Source organism: Fibrobacter sp. HC4 (genome assembly GCF_023373925.1).
GTDB lineage: Bacteria > Fibrobacterota > Fibrobacteria > Fibrobacterales > Fibrobacteraceae > Fibrobacter.
Genome location: NZ_JALCZV010000015.1, coordinates 1 through 21,235, shown reverse-complemented (window position 1 = coordinate 21,235; position 21,235 = coordinate 1). Strand labels below are relative to the sequence as shown.

The 21,235-nt window shown below is 36.9% G+C and carries 14 protein-coding genes; 1 reads left to right on the top strand and 13 read right to left on the bottom strand.

Going from position 1 to position 21,235, the window contains the following annotated elements; all coding sequences use genetic code 11:
* Window positions 1-16: 16 nt before the first annotated feature.
* Complete coding sequence (locus MMG03_RS10605; RefSeq protein ID WP_249506236.1) at window positions 17-2,344, top strand: cellulase family glycosylhydrolase; 2,328 nt, start codon at window positions 17-19, stop codon at window positions 2,342-2,344.
* A 149-nt stretch (window positions 2,345-2,493) separates the two neighbouring features.
* Here the strand turns inward: MMG03_RS10605 and MMG03_RS10600 are convergent, their stop codons facing one another.
* The 13 genes from MMG03_RS10600 to MMG03_RS10540 form a co-directional block, all read right to left on the bottom strand.
* The gene (locus MMG03_RS10600; protein WP_249506235.1) at window positions 2,494-2,787 is read right to left on the bottom strand and encodes a hypothetical protein; all 294 of its coding nucleotides are present in this window, start codon (window positions 2,785-2,787) and stop codon (window positions 2,494-2,496) included.
* Between the two features lie 87 nt (window positions 2,788-2,874).
* A complete protein-coding gene (locus MMG03_RS10595; RefSeq protein WP_249506234.1) occupies window positions 2,875-4,800 on the bottom strand; it encodes a DUF4474 domain-containing protein in 1,926 nt (641 codons plus the stop codon).
* 47 nt (window positions 4,801-4,847) lie between these two features.
* Window positions 4,848-5,198, bottom strand: a complete 351-nt coding sequence (locus tag MMG03_RS10590; RefSeq protein ID WP_249506233.1) for a BspA family leucine-rich repeat surface protein — start codon at window positions 5,196-5,198, stop codon at window positions 4,848-4,850.
* Window positions 5,191-11,832, bottom strand: a complete 6,642-nt coding sequence (locus tag MMG03_RS10585; RefSeq protein WP_249506232.1) for a PLAT/LH2 domain-containing protein — start codon at window positions 11,830-11,832, stop codon at window positions 5,191-5,193. The genes MMG03_RS10590 and MMG03_RS10585 overlap by 8 nt, the downstream gene beginning before the upstream one ends.
* Window positions 11,833-11,858: 26 nt before the next feature.
* A complete protein-coding gene (locus tag MMG03_RS10580; RefSeq protein WP_249506231.1) occupies window positions 11,859-13,349 on the bottom strand; it encodes a DUF6765 family protein in 1,491 nt (496 codons plus the stop codon).
* A gap of 18 nt (window positions 13,350-13,367) precedes the next feature.
* On the bottom strand, window positions 13,368-13,976 hold the full coding sequence (locus MMG03_RS10575; protein ID WP_073284266.1) for a hypothetical protein: 609 nt from the start codon (window positions 13,974-13,976) through the stop codon (window positions 13,368-13,370).
* Complete coding sequence (locus MMG03_RS10570) at window positions 13,966-14,628, bottom strand: hypothetical protein (protein WP_088666029.1); 663 nt, start codon at window positions 14,626-14,628, stop codon at window positions 13,966-13,968. Before MMG03_RS10570 ends, MMG03_RS10575 begins: the two co-directional genes overlap by 11 nt.
* Window positions 14,628-16,211 carry a hypothetical protein gene (locus tag MMG03_RS10565; RefSeq protein WP_249506230.1) on the bottom strand — a complete coding sequence of 528 codons (1,584 nt, stop codon included), beginning with the start codon at window positions 16,209-16,211 and terminating at the stop codon, window positions 14,628-14,630. Before MMG03_RS10565 ends, MMG03_RS10570 begins: the two co-directional genes overlap by 1 nt.
* A 146-nt stretch (window positions 16,212-16,357) precedes the next feature.
* Window positions 16,358-17,020, bottom strand: a complete 663-nt coding sequence (locus MMG03_RS10560) for a hypothetical protein (protein WP_249506229.1) — start codon at window positions 17,018-17,020, stop codon at window positions 16,358-16,360.
* Window positions 17,021-17,049: 29 nt separating this feature from the next.
* Window positions 17,050-17,643, bottom strand: coding sequence for a hypothetical protein (locus MMG03_RS10555; protein ID WP_073284255.1), 594 nt, complete (start codon window positions 17,641-17,643; stop codon window positions 17,050-17,052).
* A 154-nt stretch (window positions 17,644-17,797) separates the two neighbouring features.
* Window positions 17,798-18,355, bottom strand: coding sequence for a hypothetical protein (locus tag MMG03_RS10550; protein ID WP_073284253.1), 558 nt, complete (start codon window positions 18,353-18,355; stop codon window positions 17,798-17,800).
* 12 nt (window positions 18,356-18,367) lie between these two features.
* Window positions 18,368-19,408, bottom strand: coding sequence for a DUF4332 domain-containing protein (locus MMG03_RS10545; RefSeq protein ID WP_249506228.1), 1,041 nt, complete (start codon window positions 19,406-19,408; stop codon window positions 18,368-18,370).
* Window positions 19,409-19,699: 291 nt separating this feature from the next.
* Window positions 19,700-20,800, bottom strand: coding sequence for a DUF2278 family protein (locus MMG03_RS10540; RefSeq protein ID WP_249506227.1), 1,101 nt, complete (start codon window positions 20,798-20,800; stop codon window positions 19,700-19,702).
* Window positions 20,801-21,235: the final 435 nt, after the last annotated feature.

Below are 21,235 nucleotides of genomic sequence, written 5' to 3'. Positions count from 1 at the left end.
GGCAAGGAGAAAGTCCATGAACATCTTCCGTTTTGGAATAGCCCTGGCATTGAGTCTAGCCACCACCACAATGGCCGCCACTCCCAACCGCATCGGCCCCGTCACCCAATACGGTCAGCTGCAGGCAGATAAGAATGCCAGTAACCAGGGCCGAATCTATGGATCCTGCAAAGATTACAACAAGCAAAGCGGAAACGCAGTAAAGGTCAGGGGTATGAGCCTTTACTGGAGCCTTCTCAAGGACGCCACCGATAAATATTATACAGAACAGGCTATCGACGCCATGGTCAGCGAAATGAACATTGAAGTCATCCGTTTCGCCATGGGCACCGCCAGCGACTGGGGCAACAAGGGCTACGACTCCGACCCTTACACCCAGGAAAGCCTCCTCAAGACCGTAGTGGAAGCTGCCATCAAGAACGACATCTACGTCATCATCGACTGGCATTCCCATACGGCCCACACCGAAACCCAGCTGGCCAAAAAGTTCTTCAAGAAAATGGCCCAGACCTACGGCGGCTACAACAACGTCATTTTTGAAATCTATAACGAACCCGCCAAGACCTGCCATACCGCCACCGGCGCAGACGATGAATGCGAAAAAAGCAATGAATTCGTCACTTGGTCAACGGTCAAGTCCTACGCCGAAGAAGTCATTCCCGTCATCCGCGAATATTCCGACAACTTGATCGTAGTCGGTACGCCCTCCTGGTCCGCAGACCTTAGCGGCGCAGCCCAAAGCCCCCTTACCGGCTACAGCAACATCGCCTACACCTTCCACTATTACGGTTCCACCCACACCGTAAGCAACCAAGGCAATAGCGCCGCAAACGCCATCAAGAGAGGCCTTTCCGTATTCGTAACCGAATGGGGCGTATGCGAAGCCTCCGGCAACGGCTCCATCAATAATGAAGAAAATACCAAATGGCAAAATTGGATGAACACATACGAGTTGTCCGCCGCCAACTGGTCCGCCTCCCAGGTCAACGAAGCCTGCGCCGCATTCACTCAAGACGATCAGGGCAAAGGCTCCCTGATGAACGAAACCTACTACACAACCTCCGGTTCCATGGTAAAGGGCTACCTCTCCAGCAACCCCACCTCCTACAGCGAATGTGAGAGCGGATACGAAGTCCCCGAATACATTCCTGACACCCCCACCATTCCCCAGGACGCCGAAGACGGCAGCGACATCATTGACGATCTGGAAGATGGCGACAACTTCCCCTACACCCCCGGCGAATGGATCGCCTACACCGACAACACCTCTAAGGACGACGACGGAAACAGTCCCAACTCCACCATAGGAAACTCCTCCAAAACGGTCAAGGGACAGATCGCCTACGACATCACGTTCCCTAACCTAAACGAATCCAATTATGTAGCAGGACTCCAGGATATCAAGCTGGTAAAGGGCGACTATATGTACGATCCCTACGTTACCTTGGCACTAAACCTGAATAAGGACGACGGCTACGACCTAAGCAGTTGCACCGCCATCAAGTACGAATACAAGGGAGCCGCCCACAATTTCAAGGCCGTCATGGCCGGAGACTTTGACGGAAAACTCACAGAATACAATAATCACCATACAAAAGTTAACGCCAGCGGCACCTGGACAACAGCCGTCATCGACTGGGGCGACCTTTACCAGGATGTAGGCTGGGGCAAAGAGGCCGAGCTGGACAAAACCAACATCGGACGATTCTCCTGGGAAGTCAAGGACAAAACCTACAACTACCTATTCGTAGACAACATCCGTTGCAACGGCACAAAAATCGAAAGACCCGCCTCCAGCGCATCTACCGATGACATCAGTTCCAGTTCTGGCGAAATTTTGCTTCCACCCACCAGCGCATCCTCCGGAGACATCAACTCCAGCTCTGACGACGTTCCGCTCCCGCCCACCAGCGCATCCTCCGGAGACATCAACTCCAGCTCTGACGACGTTCCGCTCCCGCCCACCAGCGCATCCTCCGGAGACATCAACTCCAGCTCTGACGACGTTCCGCTCCCGCCCACCAGCGCAAGCTCTGCAAGCCAGCAGACTGAAAGCAGCTCCTCAACGGACGAATGCTCCGACTGCGAAACAACAACCATCGCTAAGGCCCAAGCAGCCCGTGCAGGCTACACCATCAGCCGCCAGGACAACACCCTCAGCATCTACAGCCCCAACGGCAGCGCCTTCAAGGTTGAAATGTTTGACATCATGGGCAACACGGTTATGAAAACCCGCGCCACTGGCAGCATCAGCCTCCAGCTGAACAATATGCTTAGCGGTACCTACCTAGTCCGCATCAGCGGCAAGAGCGGGGCGTCCACAATCAAGGTGAACGTAAAGTAAAAACAGCAAACAAAAAAAAAGAACATTAGACAAGAGGCCCGGTCATACGACCGAGCCTTTTTCGCTCTTCCTGCCGAATACACATCTGGCATCCAATAATCATCTCAGTAATCTGCCGATGATTCAATTTGCAGTTATTCACCGAAATATCAGCCGCCCCCCAACGTAGGCTCCCCCGCCATCTGCAAACCACAAAAATGATCCGAGGTTTTAGAAGGATTATAACCATTCTTCACAAGACGATTATAATCCTCGGCAGTCCGAACTCCACTGGTAATCGAAATTGACACCCTTTTCCCAGAAACAGCATAGGGCTGAAGCAAATCGCGAACCTTCTGCAAATTTTTCGCCAGCAACTGCAGCAAGCTAAGTTGATAATCAGTTACGGAAGACTTGGTAAATTCAGAAAGTTTAAAATTTGGGGTAAGATACTTATCGGTCATAAAAACGCTCTTTTTTAAACAACGAAAACCTAGCAAACACAAAATCACGCCCAAAAATGAGCGAAGACGCCAAACACGTTTGATATTTTACTCAAAAGTATGTACTAAAGTGTGCACACCGCCATCAATCCACTCATGACGCCATTTACCTTTCATTTCGGGATTTTGATCACAAGCAATGTCAAAATCATTAATCAATTGCGCATGTTCCTCATCAATCCAAACTGTATATTCTGGAGCCAAATCCTTGGGATTAACCCCCTGTAGGTACGGCACGAATGTGGTAATCCACCATTGCTTCTCGGTAGGTTCATAGGAGTGAATCAAACGAGGAAGATTATTTTTACCCGCAAGAGCAAGCTTCATGCGAAAAGTCGGGGTACCACTAATTGATTCATAGTAATCATATTCATCATTTGTAGCAACCATACTCAAGATTTTCTTAAAGGCTGTTTTAGCGGTAAGTTCAGTAAAGGGCAAAGCGGGAAGCATATACTTAGCATGTTCTTTAAAAAAATCGCAAATGCCTTCCATCATTTTATCAGTCAATTCCTTCAAGCTCATCCGTTTAACAAACTCGTAGAAACCCATTTCTGCGCCTGCACCCAAATTAAGGTAATATCCTTTCCAAGTCCAGAAAATATACTTTTTTCCCTGAGAAAGGAATTCAAACTTTTCACGTTCCATGGTTGTAGCACAGTTGAACACTTCATCGTATAAATCGCAATATCCAAATCTCCGTTGTAAACAGTCAACCATGGCATGATAAAAACGCCTTCCGGTATCTTTATCAACAACACTTTCAAAACCAACCGTCTTAAAGAAATCTTGAAATTGGCCATTGGCCGTGATGGATCTCAGTATCGGATCTCCGCCCATTAGTTTATCGTTCCAAGATATATAAATAATGTCAGCATTACTTCTACAGCAATCGGTACTTTGTTTTTTCGCGAGTTCTCCATAGAGAAACACATCTTCTTCATAGCAATTATAATCCTTGTCAATGAACCAAATGTGTCCTACACCATCATCCTTGGGCCCCGAAGCATAAGTGGTAATCTGAGACTGATTTTTTTTCTTTTCAGCAGTAATCAAAGCAATGCGGCCGTTATTTTTAAACAGCATGATATCAGCAAGATTGCAACTCTCAACTCTTACACAACCATTCACAAACAAACCAGAATCATCTTTAGAATAAATACTGAAATTTCTAAATTTTTCTTCTTTAGCGTTTTCATTTGCAAACGCATTTATTTTTTGTTTGTCTAAATCATAACTAAAATCTACTGGGGAATAAACTTTAACGCCATTGTAATTAATTCTTGGATTAAGTGTAGTGCCCTTACAACAGTATCTTGCTATTGCCGTTATATCCTTTTTATAGGTAAAATATTCGTTGGCGATAACGTTGCTATATCCCGCAACAACATCCATCACGAAACGGAATTGATAGTCCGAATTGATACCATCTACATCGCTGATGTTTACCATTTCGGGAATACCGGCCGTAACACTAACTATGTGATTCGTGGTATTCCAACTAGAGTTTCCATCCTTACGATATTGAATTTTTACTTTATAGGCATAACCACCCGTCACTTTTAAAAATAATGCGGAAGCTTCGCCGGCATTAATAGCAGTGGACAATCGTCCCTTAAAATCGGCAACATCAATGAAGGAAGGTGATCTACCCTTAAACACGCTTTTAGGATTGGAAATATTCTTTCTGGTACCATTGTACGTAGCATAATAGTCGCTGTTTTTTTTATAAACAAAAATTTCGGAAGCAACTACCGTCCTCCCCAATCTTATATCCATAACAAATCGTACAGCAGCCCCTTCCTGGATTCCAGAAACATCTTTCAGATAGACTTCTTTGGATATGCCCAAAGACACGTTAGCAAGGTTACCACTTCTTTTCCAGTCACTTTGACCAGGGTTTTTGAAATCAATTTTTGCACGGTAGGCAAATCCACTTGTAACGGTCAAATGAAGACGATAAATGTCGTCCATACTCACTCCAGATTGATAAAATTAAAGAAAATGAGATTTACAATCTTTTACAGAAATCTTTTTCGCATATTATACCAACCAGGAACCATTCCAGAGTCCTCTAAAGCAGAAAAAAGAAATATTTTGTTTAAATCGGTCATTAAAGGTACGTTCCATTTACTAATATCACCATTGAAGTCGGAATGGTAAAACATCATACTCATATCCGCAACTTTAGATACATCCCACTTGCTAATGTCACCATTAAATTTGGAAAATTGGAAGAGCCCATTCATATCAGCAACTTTTGATACGTCTATAAAATTAAGATTACACTTTTCCCCATTTCGTTTGACAGTTTCTTCAATAATCCGTTTAAGATGAGTGCAATCTTGCGCAACGACAATTTTTTTAGGCATAAGCAATCTCTTTTTTCTCATAGAAACCTATTCTCGAGTTAACGATTATTTCAATTGGCTCCAACTCAACTTGATTAATCTCTTTAGTCAAACCGACACTATCAAAGATCCATTTTTTACCCAAATAGATATCCGTTATGGTTATTTTTCCAGAAACACAATCCAATCCGGATTTATCATCCCCATTCTTTATTATGATTTTCAAAAGATTTCCTATTCCCGAATAAGATATCATTGAAAATGATGTATTGCCATCGATTTTTTGGAAAGGAATATCGCCTTCTTCTCCAACAAGAGAAATTTCAGTACCTATCTTTTTATCAGATTGTGGTAAATCAACTCTAAAATAACGCCCACATCGATAAGCCAAAGTAATCATTTCATTAGCTTTAATCACACAATTATTGCCTGCAGCAAATTGCCAGACCTTTCCATTTACCAAATCAGCAATATTAACATTGCCTAATTTCCATTCAGACAATTTTCCTGAGCCATCATGAGAAACAGTAATATACGATGGTTCTTCAACAGAATTCTCATATACTACAATAAATGAATCTTTATCTCCTGATTCAAAATTATCTTTTCGATTGTTTAGCAACTTTTGAGGACAATTGCCATTAATATCTATTTTAACATTAGCGTTTGTCCCAGCCCCAGTTTCATCACTCGTATAAACATCAATCTCAAAACAGGTATAGTCTTTACATTTTTTCAAGAGGAACTCATTTTGAGTTGTTTTTTCCGGAGCAAAAACCCATCGATTATTTGAATTTAAATCAGATATTATGACAATCTCTGGAGTCCAGCCATCAACAGCATTACACAAAAGTTTAACGACAGGATTCCAATCACAGCCACCTTCACCTGCAACTACGAAAGGTTTGTCAAAATGAATTGTAAACGAATCTCGATCCCCAGCTTCAAAGTTATTATGTCTATTATCAAGAACCTTTTTCACGCCGTCTATTGAAATTTCTACAGAACCATCGGTTCCCGAGAAAAGATTTCCATCTGTATATACATCAATTACAAAATGTCTTAATTCTTCATGAGATAATGTAATTTCCTCTTTATTTCTTATCCATGAATTAGCGACAAACATCCATTCTTTCCCTGAAATTGCATCACTTATTACAATTTTATCTAAATACCAATCATCAACTCCTTTATGCCTTACCCTTACTTCATTTATATCATCAACATACAATTCAGTATTAAAAACAAATGAATCAACATCTTTTTTTTCATAATTATTTTTAAAATCATTCATTGCAGTAAATGGTATTATTTCAACACCTTCCTTTCCAAAAACCGCAAACTCAATAACATCGTCAGTCCCTGCATATGATTCTGCACTTGTATAGACATTCATTAAGAAGCACTTCCCTCTCTCACTCCTATCAATTTTTATAGTATCACCTTTAGTAATCTTTTTATAAGGAACCGGAATAAAGGTCCATTCAGTTTTTGAGTAAATATCCGTTATGATAATTTTATCCAAAAGCCAGTCATCGTGGATATCCAAAAGCCAGTCATCGCGGTTATTTTGAGTTATTTCAACATACTCAATATTATCATACGAGAGGTTCTTTTCCTCCAGCGAAGTTGAAACAATAAAGGAATCCTTACTATTTCGTTCAAAATTATTTTCCGAATTATCCAACTTTGTAAAAGGAAGGATCAAAGCACCATCTTTTCCATAAATGGCAATTTTTACATCCCCATCAGTTCCAGCCTTATATTGATTACTTGTATAAACATCAATCTTAAAATTCACTAAAGAATCCTGTTCAAGTAACCTCACTTCTTGATTTTTTTCAATGGCTTGATTAGTAGTAAACACCTTTACATTTTCAGTTTTTTCATCCGTCACAACAATCTTATCAAGTATCCATTTATCACTACCATCTTTTTTCACACCAATTTGTTTAATACTGTCAAAGTCATCAAATATGTACAGAGTAAACAAATCTCGATCACCACGTTCAAAGTTGTTATGCGAATCATCGAGAACTACGAAAGGCAGGATAACTTTATCATTTTCACCATAAAGAGCAATTTCAACCTTATCGTCCGTTCCAGCATAATCGTCATCGCTCGTAAAAACCTCTAACTTCAAACGAGTCCGAGATTCCTGGGTCAAAACCACTTCATTATTTTCAAGCCATTGATTCGACATAAACACCCATTCCTCATTTGTGATTATGTCAGTCACAACAACTTTATTAAGGAGCCAGCGTCCACTACCTTTAAGGCGAACCTTAATTTTCGTTATATCACCAATCGGTTTTTCAGAGGAAACTACAAAAGTATCTTTACCATCATTTTCAAAATTATTTTTCGAATCGCAAAGTTCGTAATCTTCTATTTCACCATTTTGCCCACAAATAGAAATAAACACATCATCATCCGTTCCAGAACCAAATTCCGTTCCGGTATAAACATCAACGATAAATGACTGTTGCGCAACATGCGGATAAAAAGGACCATCATCCTTACCAATTTTTCTATTAGGAACAAACACATTCTCTTTTTTTGTTATCTCATTTTTTATAACAACTTTCTCAAGGAACCAATCATCGTTCCCATCTTTATACACCTTTATGTAATCAATATCATCAATACATACATCTGATGTAATTGTAAAAGTATCCTTATCCTTTTTTTCAAAATTATTTTTTGAATTATTAAGTTGTTGTTTAGGTATCAGCCTATTATTTTTCCCATGAATAGACATATACACATCATCATCAGTTCCGGCATCACTTTTATTACTGGTATAGACATCAACTGTAAACCAGCTTTCCACCGTCATTTTAGGTAGTCTAACACATTCATCATCTCCAATTAAGCAATCGGCAACAAATTCTTTCACTTCATCCGTAAGCATATTTTTTACAACAACTTTATTTAGGAACCAATCGTCACTACCCTCCTTATAAAGTTCTATGTAATCAATTTCATCAACATAAACATCTGATGTAATCGTAAAGGAATCCTTACTACCTTTTTCAAAATTATTCTTCGAGCCATCCAATTTCTGTTTTGGGATTTCATTTCCATTTTTTCCATGGACAGCAACGAAGACATCATCATCCGTACCGCCATTAGATTCATAACCAGTATAAACATCTATAGCAAAGCAACTTTTTAGTTTTGGGTTTGGCAAAGAAACGGATTCATCATTACCCACTTTGCAATTTGCAAAGAAATTCCATTTTTTCCCGGAAATATTATCTGTTACAACCACTTTATCAAGGAACCAATCATCTCGCCCATTCTTTCTTATTTTAACACCAGTCACTACACCAATGCTATTTTCAGAAGAAATCCAAAAAGTATCCTTGCTTCCTTGTTCAAAATTATTCTTCGAATCATTAAGTTCAGTTTCTTTCGTTTCGCCATTTTCGCCCAAAATGGTAATAAACACGTTAGAATCCGTACCACCACACGACTGCTCTCCAGTATAAATATCTACTACAAAATTACAGCCTTCCTCTCGACTTAAGAAAAGATCTTTATCATTCGTCACCCATTGTTTGGCCGTAAAAAACCATGTTTTTTCAGTAATAACATCGGCTACAACAACTTTATCAACAAACCATTTATCAGATCCATCATTTTTCAATTTTATCTTACAAATATCATCAATACTAGACTGACATTCTATTGTAAAAAAGTCTATATCACCAGCTTCAAAATTATCATTCACATTATCAATTAATTTTGCGTCTGTTTCAACAACTTCACCGTCTTTTTTAGTAAATATTGATATATATATATCTGAATTCGTTCCTGCCCAATGCTCAGCACCAGTATAAATCTTTAAAGTAAAATACCGCATCTTTTCAAGCGGATATGCAGACAAATTCATTTCTTCATTCTTATCAATCCAATCTTTGACATGAAATACCCATCCACTTTCCATCAAATTAAGAGGGGCAGACACAATGATATCATCAACATACCATTTATCTCCCCACCATTTACCATTATGTCCAATCGTGATACTTGTAATCACGAAAACATCTTTATCAGTATAAAATTCAAATATTTCAGAAGAACATCTTTCAAACGAGTTTCCAATATTATCGATTAAAGGATATTCTCCAACTAAAATTTCTTTCACTTTACCATTTTCGTCTTTTATTTTCCCATAAATTTTCAAATGGACATCGGCATCCGTACCAGCACATCGTTCATCACCAGAAATAATTTGCACTACAAAACATTTTTCCGTCATGCCAATTTGCTTTTTTTCTTCAAACGACTTAATCATATCGTTACATTCTTCACAGCAATTGACGCCCTTGTTTCTCTTTATATTTTCTAGTAACGTTTTCACCAGTTGGGCGGATACATTCACGTCATTTATACGACTTTTCGTTTCACCATTATTTACACCATCCAGTTCATCAGCTTTTTTTTCGATATCATTTAGGCAACTACATACTTTTAAAAACAAATAATATATGCTTCCTGCACACTCAGCACAGAAAGATCTCAAGTCTGGACAATCCTTATAAGTTCGTGCAAGCACAAATGTCCATAAGTATATTTCGTTAAATATTTCACAAACATGATGAAAGCACTCATTTCTCCGCAATCTATTTACTATAGAAGTGCGTCGAAAAATATCCTTAAGTAAAATAATAGTTCTATTATAAGTTATGATTCGACTAACTAAAGGCTCATTAAAATTATAACACATTAAGGATTCTATTGCATTTTCATATCTATTTTCAACAGAGTCCTTCAAACAATACTGCAAGCCCGATGTAGTTGTTTCACCCAAACTACGAAAAGAAAGATAAATTGAATCAAGAAAGTTTAATATTTCTTCCTTGGGATAATCCATTGCGGTCATATAAACAAACATTTCAGAACAATCTCTCGCCATTGTTGCATTCAATGTCTGCACATAGAAGTCTTCATGCAAAGCATCATCTGTTTGAGGATTATTAAAAATCCACTGACCTACACGACGGGCTTTCGTTTTCGTTTTTTGACTATCTATATGAGTCAAAAAAACATCAGCATGCTTATGTTTCGCTGCATCCTGTTTTTCATAATTCGCATATAGAATTACAGGCATCGCCTGACGAGACAACGATTCTCTAAATTTATCATAATCCCATTTTTCTTTACCATTTTTGACATTTTCTTTACAATTTTTAAACTTATCGTTTTCAACTTGTATGGGATTACCTGCCAACATTTCTGATTTATCATCTTTACCATCAAGAGATATATCAACAGAATCACTTGATGATTTTTTTTTCTGACCATCGATAGACAAATCAAAATCAGATGAGCGTCGTATCGCAAACGGATCCAAGCAGCGTTTTACATGAGACAAAGCAAAACTATCTTGAATCATATGCGAAACACAACCTAGCGCAACTGATCCTGCATCAAATTTATCACCCCCAAAAAAATATTTAATTGATTTCGAACCATATGCACTATCAAGCAAATCTCGCATCATGATTCGGAACAATTCATCATCAACTATATTTACATATTCATCAATGGTCAAATCCTGAATATGTTTTTTTACTTGAGAAACTTCAATATTGTTAAAAACATCTATACAAAATTCAGTCCATCGCCTAATTTTCCTATAGTTAAGCGATTTACATCCTCCACTACAATCCATTGAATGCAAGAATTGCATTCTTTTAAGATGACTTGAGTAAACAAAAGCATCTTTTTCAAATAAGTCTCCAGAAAGTTCTGCAAAAAAAAACTTCATGGCAAAATTTATATTAGAATAATGCCACCGATCATTCCATTGAGCCCCTTGTACAAATGATTCGCAATTAATTTTATGTACAATTTCTCCGTTCTTTTTTGTAAAACAATTTCGTCCGCCATTACCCGTATTTTCAAAACTTAATTTGATATTTCGCGCTTTGGATTTTTCGTCAATATGCTGATTACAATTTTTTTCAAGCTCAATCAAAGCATCTCTTGCATACGTTTCATGAATGCCTTCTTCTATAGCAGCAGTTTGAACATCAAAAACTTCATCAGAAAAATCTTTATCAGCCTTTATCGACAATGTTTTTCCTAATAGTTCATTCAGTTTTCCATCATTTTTCACATTTTCTATAGCAGCTTTCACGTCTTTTTTTTTATCATCAGCCTTTCCAGCCTTTTCAGGATCTTCCGTCAACAATGCTTCCGATAAAATTCCATCAACCATCCACCATTGAACAGAAAGATTATCATAATCAAAAGATGGCGAATCTTCAAGAGCATCAGAAAAATCAATTAAAGAAATTACCTTTCTCCACATATCCCCACAAGAAAAGGAAAATGCAATTTCATCAGCATTTTTTTCTAAAGAGTCTCTATTTAATTGAATAAAATCAGCAATTTCATCCTTTGAAAGCATTTTAGACAACACAGACTGTTGAATAAGATGAGCTATCTCATGTAAAAGGATAAAAATGAATACGTTTTTCGGTAATAGATTTTCTTGTTGCATTGAAACCAATTTCTTTGATAATACAATAGTATTGTTGAATGCACCGGACAATGCATTGACTGGCAAATCTTCGCGAACCAAGACTTTCAACCGACCACAATTCAACTTACACAAAACATTTAAAATCCATTCCTTCATACAAATCCTTTTTTACTGTTCTAAGATTAAAACGAAGAACCTGTTTTCATCAGTTTGAAATTTTGCAGAGAGATTTCATGGGAAAATTTATCCCACACATCACCTTTAACAGACAATTGATCAAGTAGTTTAAACATACTTTCATCCAATTTTTCCCCAAGTTTATCAAGATTATTACCTAAACTATCCTGAACCTTGACCAGCCCATTTTCGGAAAGGTATTGAGTCACTGTACCAAGCGCATTTAACGCTTCTTCAAATTTTGAAGACATCAACTCCTTTATAGTCAATGTTTCAACATCTTTGTAGTAGTCTGGATCATTTATAATTTCTTTAGCAATTTTTTCTAAAGCGAATTTTCTGTATTCATAAGCGCGGATTAGAAAAACTTTTGAATTACAGTTTTCATTATTTTTGTCATACTCTTTCAATTTTTTTTCTAAAAACGTATTCCACAATTCGCATCGATCTTTTTCATCGCCATCGGTAAAACAAATTTTACCAGCATTTTCTACAAAATCTGGGATATCTACATTCGATGAAATTTCATACTCATTCTTTTCATATAAAGCTTTCATGATATAATACATTTGAGCAAAAGCTTTCCTGAATCGATCTGGGTTATCAACTGTAATAGACGAATTTGAATAATCTGGAATATAAGTGTACTTTTTCCCAGGAATATCAGGGAAACTTCCGGAGGTTCCATGTCCCGTCCATATAGCCGAAAAGCAGCGAAAAGGAGTATCTTTACCAGTATATTCAAACCATTTTGAATTTAACCACGCAATTTTTCCAAGTCCAATTTCCCCCCAATTGGGTTCAAATGAGGTTCGATTGCCACTCTCTACAATCGCACCACGATTTACATGCATGTTACATGAGCCACAAAAATCTTGATGCGACCATGTATCAGCAATTACATGCATAAAAATTCCAATCGAAAACAAAACTTCATCACTAAAACCGGATTCTGGTGTAGAATTGGATTTAACAAAATCAAGTACAAATTGAAAAATTTGATTTGCCAACTTTGAAGAAGGTTTGCAAACCAATTTCAAATCCTTCTTGTATTTCTTTTCGGCAAAATCCGTATCATACCCCTCTATTTTCACCGTTTTCAATTCAGGAGATCTATCTTTTAATTTCAACTCATTGTCAGTTATATTTGCCGGCAGAAAATGAAAAACAGACCAAACAGATTCAATCTGCTTCGACATTTGCAACAAAGAGTCTTGTCGAGTCCATTCTTTTTGAAATAAATAAAAAATGAAGTCATGTACGGTAACCACATTGTAGTATAGTTCAGTATATTCCTTTTTTAGAGTTTCATTTTTTTTTGATTTATCTTTATTTTTTTCCAATTCAACAGCATTATCTCTAAGCTTTCTAACGACATCATGATCCATTTCATCCACAGATTGAGCAGCCCAGGCGATTTTTTCAGCTTCTTCATGGTTAAATCCAGCTTGCGTAGCCATATAATAAGTTCCATAATAGTGGCAATCCTTCTGCATATCGAAGACCTCCTATTTTCAGGAATTCATCAAACGTTCAATTTCACTTTCGTCAAACTGGGCGTAATGCCCCTGACCAATTGACCTAAAATAATCTACACGACCTTTTAATGCCCGCAATAATTCTTCTTTATTATGATCAAGTTTAAAGTGATTTATCGCTTTATCAATAAATGTTCGAGCAGCCAACCTATTCTGCACATCTTTATAATAAGAGAACAAAAGCAGTTCTATTTTTCCACACAACGTTTTATTACTATTTTTACGAAGTTCGTTCTTTAGTTCAGATTCAGCCACTTTTCCCTTATTCATTACAAACAAGCAGCTAGCCTGAGTCAGTTTCAAATTCCCACGGTCATCATTATCGGACTGCATTGATTTCAACATAGCAGCCTTACTGATATTCGCCAAAGCTTGATCATAGTCATTTTGCATCATGTATATATTCGCAATGTTCAACATGGTATGGCCGCAAAGTTTTTCAAGTTTCAGCTGTTCTTGGGCTTTCAAAATTTCTTTATACACGGCAAGAGCATCATCATAATTTTGATTACTTAAAAAAAGTGCAGCTTTTTTATCCATATCGTGTAGTATGTCAACGATATTCTTTAACTGTTTAGACTGCATTGCTAATGCCCTCCATTTTTTCAATTTCCTTATTTACAATTTCCGCTCTTTTTACATTTAAGAACGGCAGAACATTCTTTAATAGGGACAATGAGTCTGCAAAATGTCCATCCTTTTCTTGTCTTAGTCCTTGCCTCAAAACCTCCATAGAAAGTTTCTTCAAAGCATTCGTAACAAAGACCAGATCATTCTTTGTTTTGATTAAATTTCTCGCCTCATAAGCCTTTTGCAAAGCGTTACAATAATCCTGAGGAACTAAAAAAGACTGGACATCATCAAAGGTTACGTTAATCTGTCCCTTATCATTGATTACAATGTATTCTAACAACTTAAAAGCCATATCATGAAGGTTATTAGATGCTTTTTCCCTGACATTATCTGTCACACTTTTTTCTACAGCATCAGTAGCAAAAAGCAAAGCTTTTCTACATTCTTTTCTAAAGTACGTTATCTTGGAAAAATTTATAAGCTGTTCTGCTGCGGTATCGCCGCACTGGTAATACTCCAAAACAGTTATAGCTTCATTGAAAATGGCTTCAGCCTGTTCAAACGATTTCGATTCATCCAAGGCAAATGAAATAGCCATATTTATTTTTTCTGTCAATTGTTTGACAATTTGCTCTATCTGCTCATCAAACCCTATAGTAGCCATTAAAACAACCTTTTTTTTTGATTAAAACTATTTTTCATATTATCACAAGAAAAAAATCTTTTTACATCACGGGATATCAACATCCTTGTTTTTTTTTCATTAGCATTACCCCTTAGGCCTCTAAATGAAGAAGTAATACTTACCGAAGAAAAAGATTCTCTTTTAGAATTAATTGAATCGGAACTTTTCACCTTAAGTTCAACAGCGACAGAAAAATTATTGTCAAATCTTTTTTGATTCTTTAATTCAAGAGGTTCTTTCGTTTTATTTTTTTTATCAGATTTCGTATCAATGGAAGCTTGATTAACAGAAACAGAAATTCGTTGCGCCTCCATTTCAAAATTATTTTTTGAAACTTTTACGGATTCTGATCTAATAAACACACTATTTTTTTCAGTTTCATTTTCGGATAATTTCGATTCTTTAACAGAAATTATAGAGTCACGACGCAATTCCGTTTCCAGCAGACTATTTTTTGAAACCTTTGCAGAATCCAATTTAATTGATGAATCAATTTCATCCTTTCTACATTCGGATAAACTTGATTCTTTAATCGCAATTTTAGATTCACAACGCAATTCCATTTCCAGCAAACTATTTTTTGAAACCTTCGCAGAATCCAATTTGATTGATGAATCATATTTTCCCGTTCTACGTTCAGATAAGTTTGATTTCAACAAATCTTTTTTTGAAACACTTACAAAACCAGAATTGATTGATGCATTATTTTCTTTTAAACAAGATTCAGCTAATCTCAATTTATCCTTTGCGACAATGGTTTCACAAAGGACTCTTGCATCAAGCATACTTTTTTTTGAAACTTTAATGATTTCGACATCCTCAGAAACCATTCTTTTTTTCATGACCGGAGATACTTCTGATTCTTTATGGAATTCTTCGGTATTATCGGAAGATTCATTCACAAAAGAATCTCTTATTTTCGCATTAGCCCTTTCTGCATCAAAGATCACACTTTCTTGAGACAGAGATTCAGCAAATCGATTTTCCCGTTGACAAATCCGTTCAATTTTACCTAGAGATTCTGGCCCGATATTTTCTTGTAAAGAAAAATCATTAAATTTTGAACCAAAAAGAGACCCTTGATTCCACAAGGAATCACAAAAAAGCCCAGAAAAAAAAACTTCGCGACCAGCTATTTTTTTTTCTTCCTGATTTACAGAAGAAAAAATGGTCCGTTCAGCACTATCAATAGAATTACGTAATGTATTTGTTTCAAAACCTTCTCTAATTAAGGAATTTTTCTTCTCTTTAAACGCTCCTAAAGAGGTACGTAATTCTTCTATGGCAAATGAATCAAGTTCTCTAGCAAACGAATCATCCCCATCATCAATTTTTAGAACATTTTCTTTTTCTATGGACGATTCACTATTAACATTTTTATTTTCATCAGGAGATACAGCAATATTATCTAAAGTACTACAATCGCTGGGAATTTCCGATTCCGCAATTTCAGATATTAACGACGCATTGTCGTCTGAATCAGCATATTCTTCAGAAAACAGCAGCCCTTCAATATCATCAAACAACAGGCTGTCTAAATATTCTTCTGTATTTTCATCCATGTGCTGTAATAATCAAAATCTTAATTTGAGAAATGAGCACCCTTAATATTCTAATCAAGGCTGCTCATTCCAATGACAATTTCTGTCCAAAAAAGAAATTGTCACAACAAAACATCCATATAATTAAACGATATTACTCGATTTAATTACTGATCCTTTTCTTTGTTGTCTACTTCTATTTGAGGTGGGGTGGTAGAAGTATGTTTTGTATCATAATCATTATTGGCCGATTCAATTTCCATAGCAACCCTATCAGATTCAATCTGGAAAATCTTATTCATAGCCTGGCTCCTCATATCAATTGCCTGAGCAATGATCGTATTAGGAGGTACAGGAACCAAACGAGTTCTCAACAAACTTGAGCCTTCAGCACTATAGCTATATTTACTAGAATACGTTGCATCTACAGTAGATACATTAGCACGACTTTTACGCCAAGACTTTTTTGTTTCTTTGGATTCATTATGTGAAGTAGATTCAGAAGTTGCTTCCTGATTCATACTAATAGCAATTTTGACCTCAATAACAGTTTCTGCAAACTGGTAAAAGGTTGGCTGAAAACCAGCACCAATCATAGAAGTTTTAAATTCCTTATCAGTAACTTCAATGCCAGTCTTTCCATCCTTTTCTTTTTTACTGTCATAAGAAACAGAAACCATGGGAAGGGACACTGTATCATCTTCCCCCATCATCTTTAGAATTTCAATTGAATTTTCATCAAGAGATTTTTGAGCGTTAGCAATAGCCATGCCCAAATTAGCAACCATATCACTAAAGGGTACATCCAGTAATTGTTGACCAATACTCATATTTATAATCCTCTTTATTTATTTTAGTGTTAAGTTTCAGCAGGTTCTTCTGCCGGTACATTTTGATTATTTTCAGAATTATTCGATGCAGGTTTATTTTCCTCTGAAGAGGTTTCCTTTGCTATTTCCTGTTCGATTAACTGCAATGTTTTTTCAAACTTTTTCTGCTCCAACTGGGCTTTCAAATCCAACAATTTTGACATAAAAGCATTTGGCGGAACAGGAGTAATCTTCGTCCTAATCAAGCTAGATCCCTCTGCAGAATAAGAGTACTTTGCAGAAAAAGAAGCATTCACAGACGCACATGAACAGGTAAAGCCTACTGACGCCGACGTTTCTACAGACATAGTCGTTGAAATTGAGATCTTAACTTCAATAATTGTATCAGTAAACTGATAAAAAGTTGGTTGAAAACCAGCACCAATCAAGGAAACCGTTTCAGAGCCAGTTAACGAATCACCGAAATTAGGAATTTCAATTCCACATGTTTCAACATCACCCATTAACTTGGCAATCTTACAGCTGGCCATATCCATTTTGAACTGACCTTCCGCAATCGCATTAGCTAACTGCATGACCATGTCACCAAACGGAACGTTTAAAAGATCTTTTCCGATTGACATATCTATTATTCCTTTTTTTCTTGTTAAGAAGCCCCCTCTAAAAAAAACATTCTAGTCAGGACTTCAGCTTAAAACATATTCATTAAATACTTTTTTCTATAGATAATCCTCCTAGATTCAATTGACGTGACGGTACTTACTAAAAAAATCATTTTTATTTTGGAACCGCTTGAATTGTGATTTTTATACTACTCAAGCTGTCTTCAGTCGTCTCACTAATGCTAGGTGCAGTAAACTTGAATGATTTTTCACCATTATTTTTACTATCATCATAAATTCTCACCTTCAAATCAACATCCATGTTGTTGATGATATATTTGGCAACATCAGTATCAGAAGCTGAACTTGTATTAAAATCATTTATCATCTTGTTCAAGAAAGATGAAATGTCTTCCGTTGAATAAGATGCTCTAATTTGTGCTTGTAATTTTTCTAGTTCTTCTTTTGAGCTTAAATACTTTTTATACTCTTCATTGAAAGCATCTGTTTGCTTTTGTGCTTCTATTTGTTCCGATTCCAAACGAACTTTTACAGAAGCCAATTCCACGGATTTTTCTTCCAATGTTTTTTTTACGACATCAAGTTCATGAATTTTTCCTTCATACTCAACTATTTTTTCTTCAAGCGTTTTAAGCTCTTCTTGAATTCTCTTTTTGGTCAATGAACTCGATTTTACATACAGACGAGATAATTGTTCAGAAAGTGTAGCCATTCTTTCTCCGCTTTATTTATTCTTACCATCCAATTCATTTTTGGATTCTATTTTTTTCAACGTTATTTTCGGGACGACGCCCATATTTAAAATCGTATTCTTGGCAGGTTCTTGATGAATTACATTCACATGTACACCATCACTCCAATTCTTCGCTTCTTCCGGATCAATTTCATAAACAGAAACATTTATTTCATCCAAAGCATTTCTTATTTCCCCAATAGTAGGTAGGAGACTTAAATCCGGCATATATCTTCTTACAACAAACTTATCACTTGGAGGAATCGGAACTATTCTCAACTTGATAGTACTCTCCTCTTTTTTCGAAGATTTAAACAAGTTAGAGAAAGTCGCATTACTTGGAGCAATACTAATTTCAGAGCTAAGAACCTGTCCTGTCATACTCCGTTCTTTAGAAACTGCGTAATCTATTTTCATTGTAAATTCAACTTCAGGCATCACATACCATGTGGCCTGCATTCCTGCACTATACAGTCTATCATTCTGCAAAATTTCATTCTGTATAGCCATAGAATTTTCATCCAAAGCTCGTTGCGCTTGCGCAACGCCCTTACCCAATTCCGTAATAACACTCGATAGATCAGAGTAAATGCTAGGAGTATCGCCACTGGACACAACCAACTCCTTTTGAATTGAGCAGGAATCAAAGGCTTTCGCAGATTGCACAGTTGATTTTTGCAATTGCAAAATTTTACTTTCTGTAATATTAGAAAAGGTATTTATTTTTTTTATCTTCTGCAATATTTCCTTTGCATCGGTATTTTTCAATTGTTCAACGGAATAAATTCCGCCATCAATCAAATCATACGCTTCATTGTAAGACATTTCATCAACACGAAGTAATTCCGCCTGCGTGGCCCAATGGCTAATATTGGCCAACGTGATACCCGTTTTTTCGGACAAGATTTTTCGATCTTTAGCCGACCGAGTCGCATCATAAAATTGTTTTAAAGTCTTGATTCCAGCCTTTGACGATAAAATATCAACCATTTTATTGTCAATTCCGGCAATACTAATTAAGCTACTGGACATGTTTATCCCTTGAAAAGTATGGCATTTTGTCGAGTAAAAAGACTCACACCAAAGTATTTCTAATTGTTACACAAATGACAACCGACAAGATAATAAGAAAAAAGTATCATTTAAATTTTTAATTTAATCGCAATAAAAATCAGTACAAAGCAATTAATACAGCAGCTATACATTGTATAGCACCACGCCTGTAAAAAAAAATATACCAAAAAAATCTCAAAGAATTTTACCAACAAAACAAAAAAAATCCATCCGCATAGCGAATGGATTCTCATTTTTTATTTGAATTGTTTACCTATAGCGCAGACGGATTTTCGGTCTTGAATCCGGATCCCAGGCGTTTATGTAATAGTAGTAATGATCATTGCCATAGTAACGAACGAATTCATTAATACAACCATTTTGTCGAGAAAAGGTTAAAGAGCCAGAATCTTTCGTCAATGTAGGAGTATTGCCAAGGAACAAATCCACATCGCTATAAGACATACAATCGTCTTCATTATTATCGGCATAAACTTCGATTTGTTCAGCATTAAACGGTCCGTGTATTTTTGACACAGTAGCTTCAGAAAGGCCAGGCCTACCACTAAAATAAAATTCTTCTTCATAATAGGGGGCAGCCTGTCCAATATGCAGAGGGCCGCTTCCATCCGGATCGGTTGTATAAGAAAAATCAGATTGGCCCGGTTCATTCGGCTGGTCATCAAATTTAACCATCAACATTTTTCGCACAGGCTTCTTGGCACCTATCGCAGAATACTCAAATATGACAGCTCCATCCTGGAAAATACCGTTTCCCGATATATGAGCAGGATTCTGGTCCCCCTGATTCTGGTGAATCAGATGCATTCCGTATCCCTTTGAATAAGGGGCACCAAACACGTAAATTCTCTTGACATTTTTAAAGAGATCATCAAACATCGGCAGCTTATACTGCATAGGATCACTTGTCTGATAGGCAATAGCATGCTGCCATCTTCTACCAGCGATATCAAGAAGAATTCCTTTATGACGAATGTAGTCCAAAGCTCCTTCTGAAGCGGTGCCGCCCACACCCGAAATCATTGTAATCGGGTGATACGCATTTGTTGCAGACCATATATTACCATAATAGCTAGCGTTATAATCACGCATGTCGACAATTCTATACGGGAATTCATACTTATGCCCATTTTTGACGTCAATAACGCATTCATACACCGTATTGTTACTTGTCTTTATTTTAAAACGATAATGAAGAAACTTACCTTCTTGCCCAATGCGTTCCACTTCATTTGAGCCAGAAACAAAAGTTCCCACAACATAACCATATTTACTCTGCTGAGCAAATACAGATGCAGCCAAAGCAATTAAGCCAAGCAACGCAACCTTTTTCCACAATGATATCTTCATGTAATTCCCTTTCGGATTAACGCTCTAAAACTTTTAAAGCGATTTCATGTTAGAAAAATCACATTATTTTGTCTATGTGTTTTCATCTAAAAAAATTTTCCATCATTTTTTACAACTTTCTGCAGACAAAACATTTTGCTACACAATGTATTACATAGTTGGCAAAAATCAATACAGCAGTCGTTCAAACAAATCATTTATCTATACATTATTCTCTTACTAACAATTTCATCGCACTTAAAAAAAATTGAGGCATCATCAACATGTGTGGAAGCATTTAGGCAGCCTTGCTAGATGATTCTCTCGATTCCGATTCCCATTCGTAGGCTATCTTTACATCTACATAGGAACAGCTCAACATTATCAGCGACAGCATGTTGTTCATGTTCCTGAAGCCATAGGCAGTCCGTATCAGTAGCTTTATCTTGTTGTTCG

Excerpts from the sequence above, each read along its gene's own strand:
- MMG03_RS10605 (WP_249506236.1), top strand. The coding sequence starts at position 17 with ATGAACATCTTCCGTTTTGGAATAGCCCTGGCATTGAGTCTAGCCACC.
- MMG03_RS10600 (WP_249506235.1), bottom strand. The coding sequence starts at position 2,787 with ATGACCGATAAGTATCTTACCCCAAATTTTAAACTTTCTGAATTTACC.
- MMG03_RS10595 (WP_249506234.1), bottom strand. The coding sequence starts at position 4,800 with ATGGACGACATTTATCGTCTTCATTTGACCGTTACAAGTGGATTTGCC.
- MMG03_RS10590 (WP_249506233.1), bottom strand. The coding sequence starts at position 5,198 with ATGCCTAAAAAAATTGTCGTTGCGCAAGATTGCACTCATCTTAAACGG.
- MMG03_RS10585 (WP_249506232.1), bottom strand. The coding sequence starts at position 11,832 with ATGAAGGAATGGATTTTAAATGTTTTGTGTAAGTTGAATTGTGGTCGG.
- MMG03_RS10580 (WP_249506231.1), bottom strand. The coding sequence starts at position 13,349 with ATGCAGAAGGATTGCCACTATTATGGAACTTATTATATGGCTACGCAA.
- MMG03_RS10575 (WP_073284266.1), bottom strand. The coding sequence starts at position 13,976 with ATGCAGTCTAAACAGTTAAAGAATATCGTTGACATACTACACGATATG.
- MMG03_RS10570 (WP_088666029.1), bottom strand. The coding sequence starts at position 14,628 with ATGGCTACTATAGGGTTTGATGAGCAGATAGAGCAAATTGTCAAACAA.
- MMG03_RS10565 (WP_249506230.1), bottom strand. The coding sequence starts at position 16,211 with ATGGATGAAAATACAGAAGAATATTTAGACAGCCTGTTGTTTGATGAT.
- MMG03_RS10560 (WP_249506229.1), bottom strand. The coding sequence starts at position 17,020 with ATGAGTATTGGTCAACAATTACTGGATGTACCCTTTAGTGATATGGTT.
- MMG03_RS10555 (WP_073284255.1), bottom strand. The coding sequence starts at position 17,643 with ATGTCAATCGGAAAAGATCTTTTAAACGTTCCGTTTGGTGACATGGTC.
- MMG03_RS10550 (WP_073284253.1), bottom strand. The coding sequence starts at position 18,355 with ATGGCTACACTTTCTGAACAATTATCTCGTCTGTATGTAAAATCGAGT.
- MMG03_RS10545 (WP_249506228.1), bottom strand. The coding sequence starts at position 19,408 with ATGTCCAGTAGCTTAATTAGTATTGCCGGAATTGACAATAAAATGGTT.
- MMG03_RS10540 (WP_249506227.1), bottom strand. The coding sequence starts at position 20,800 with ATGAAGATATCATTGTGGAAAAAGGTTGCGTTGCTTGGCTTAATTGCT.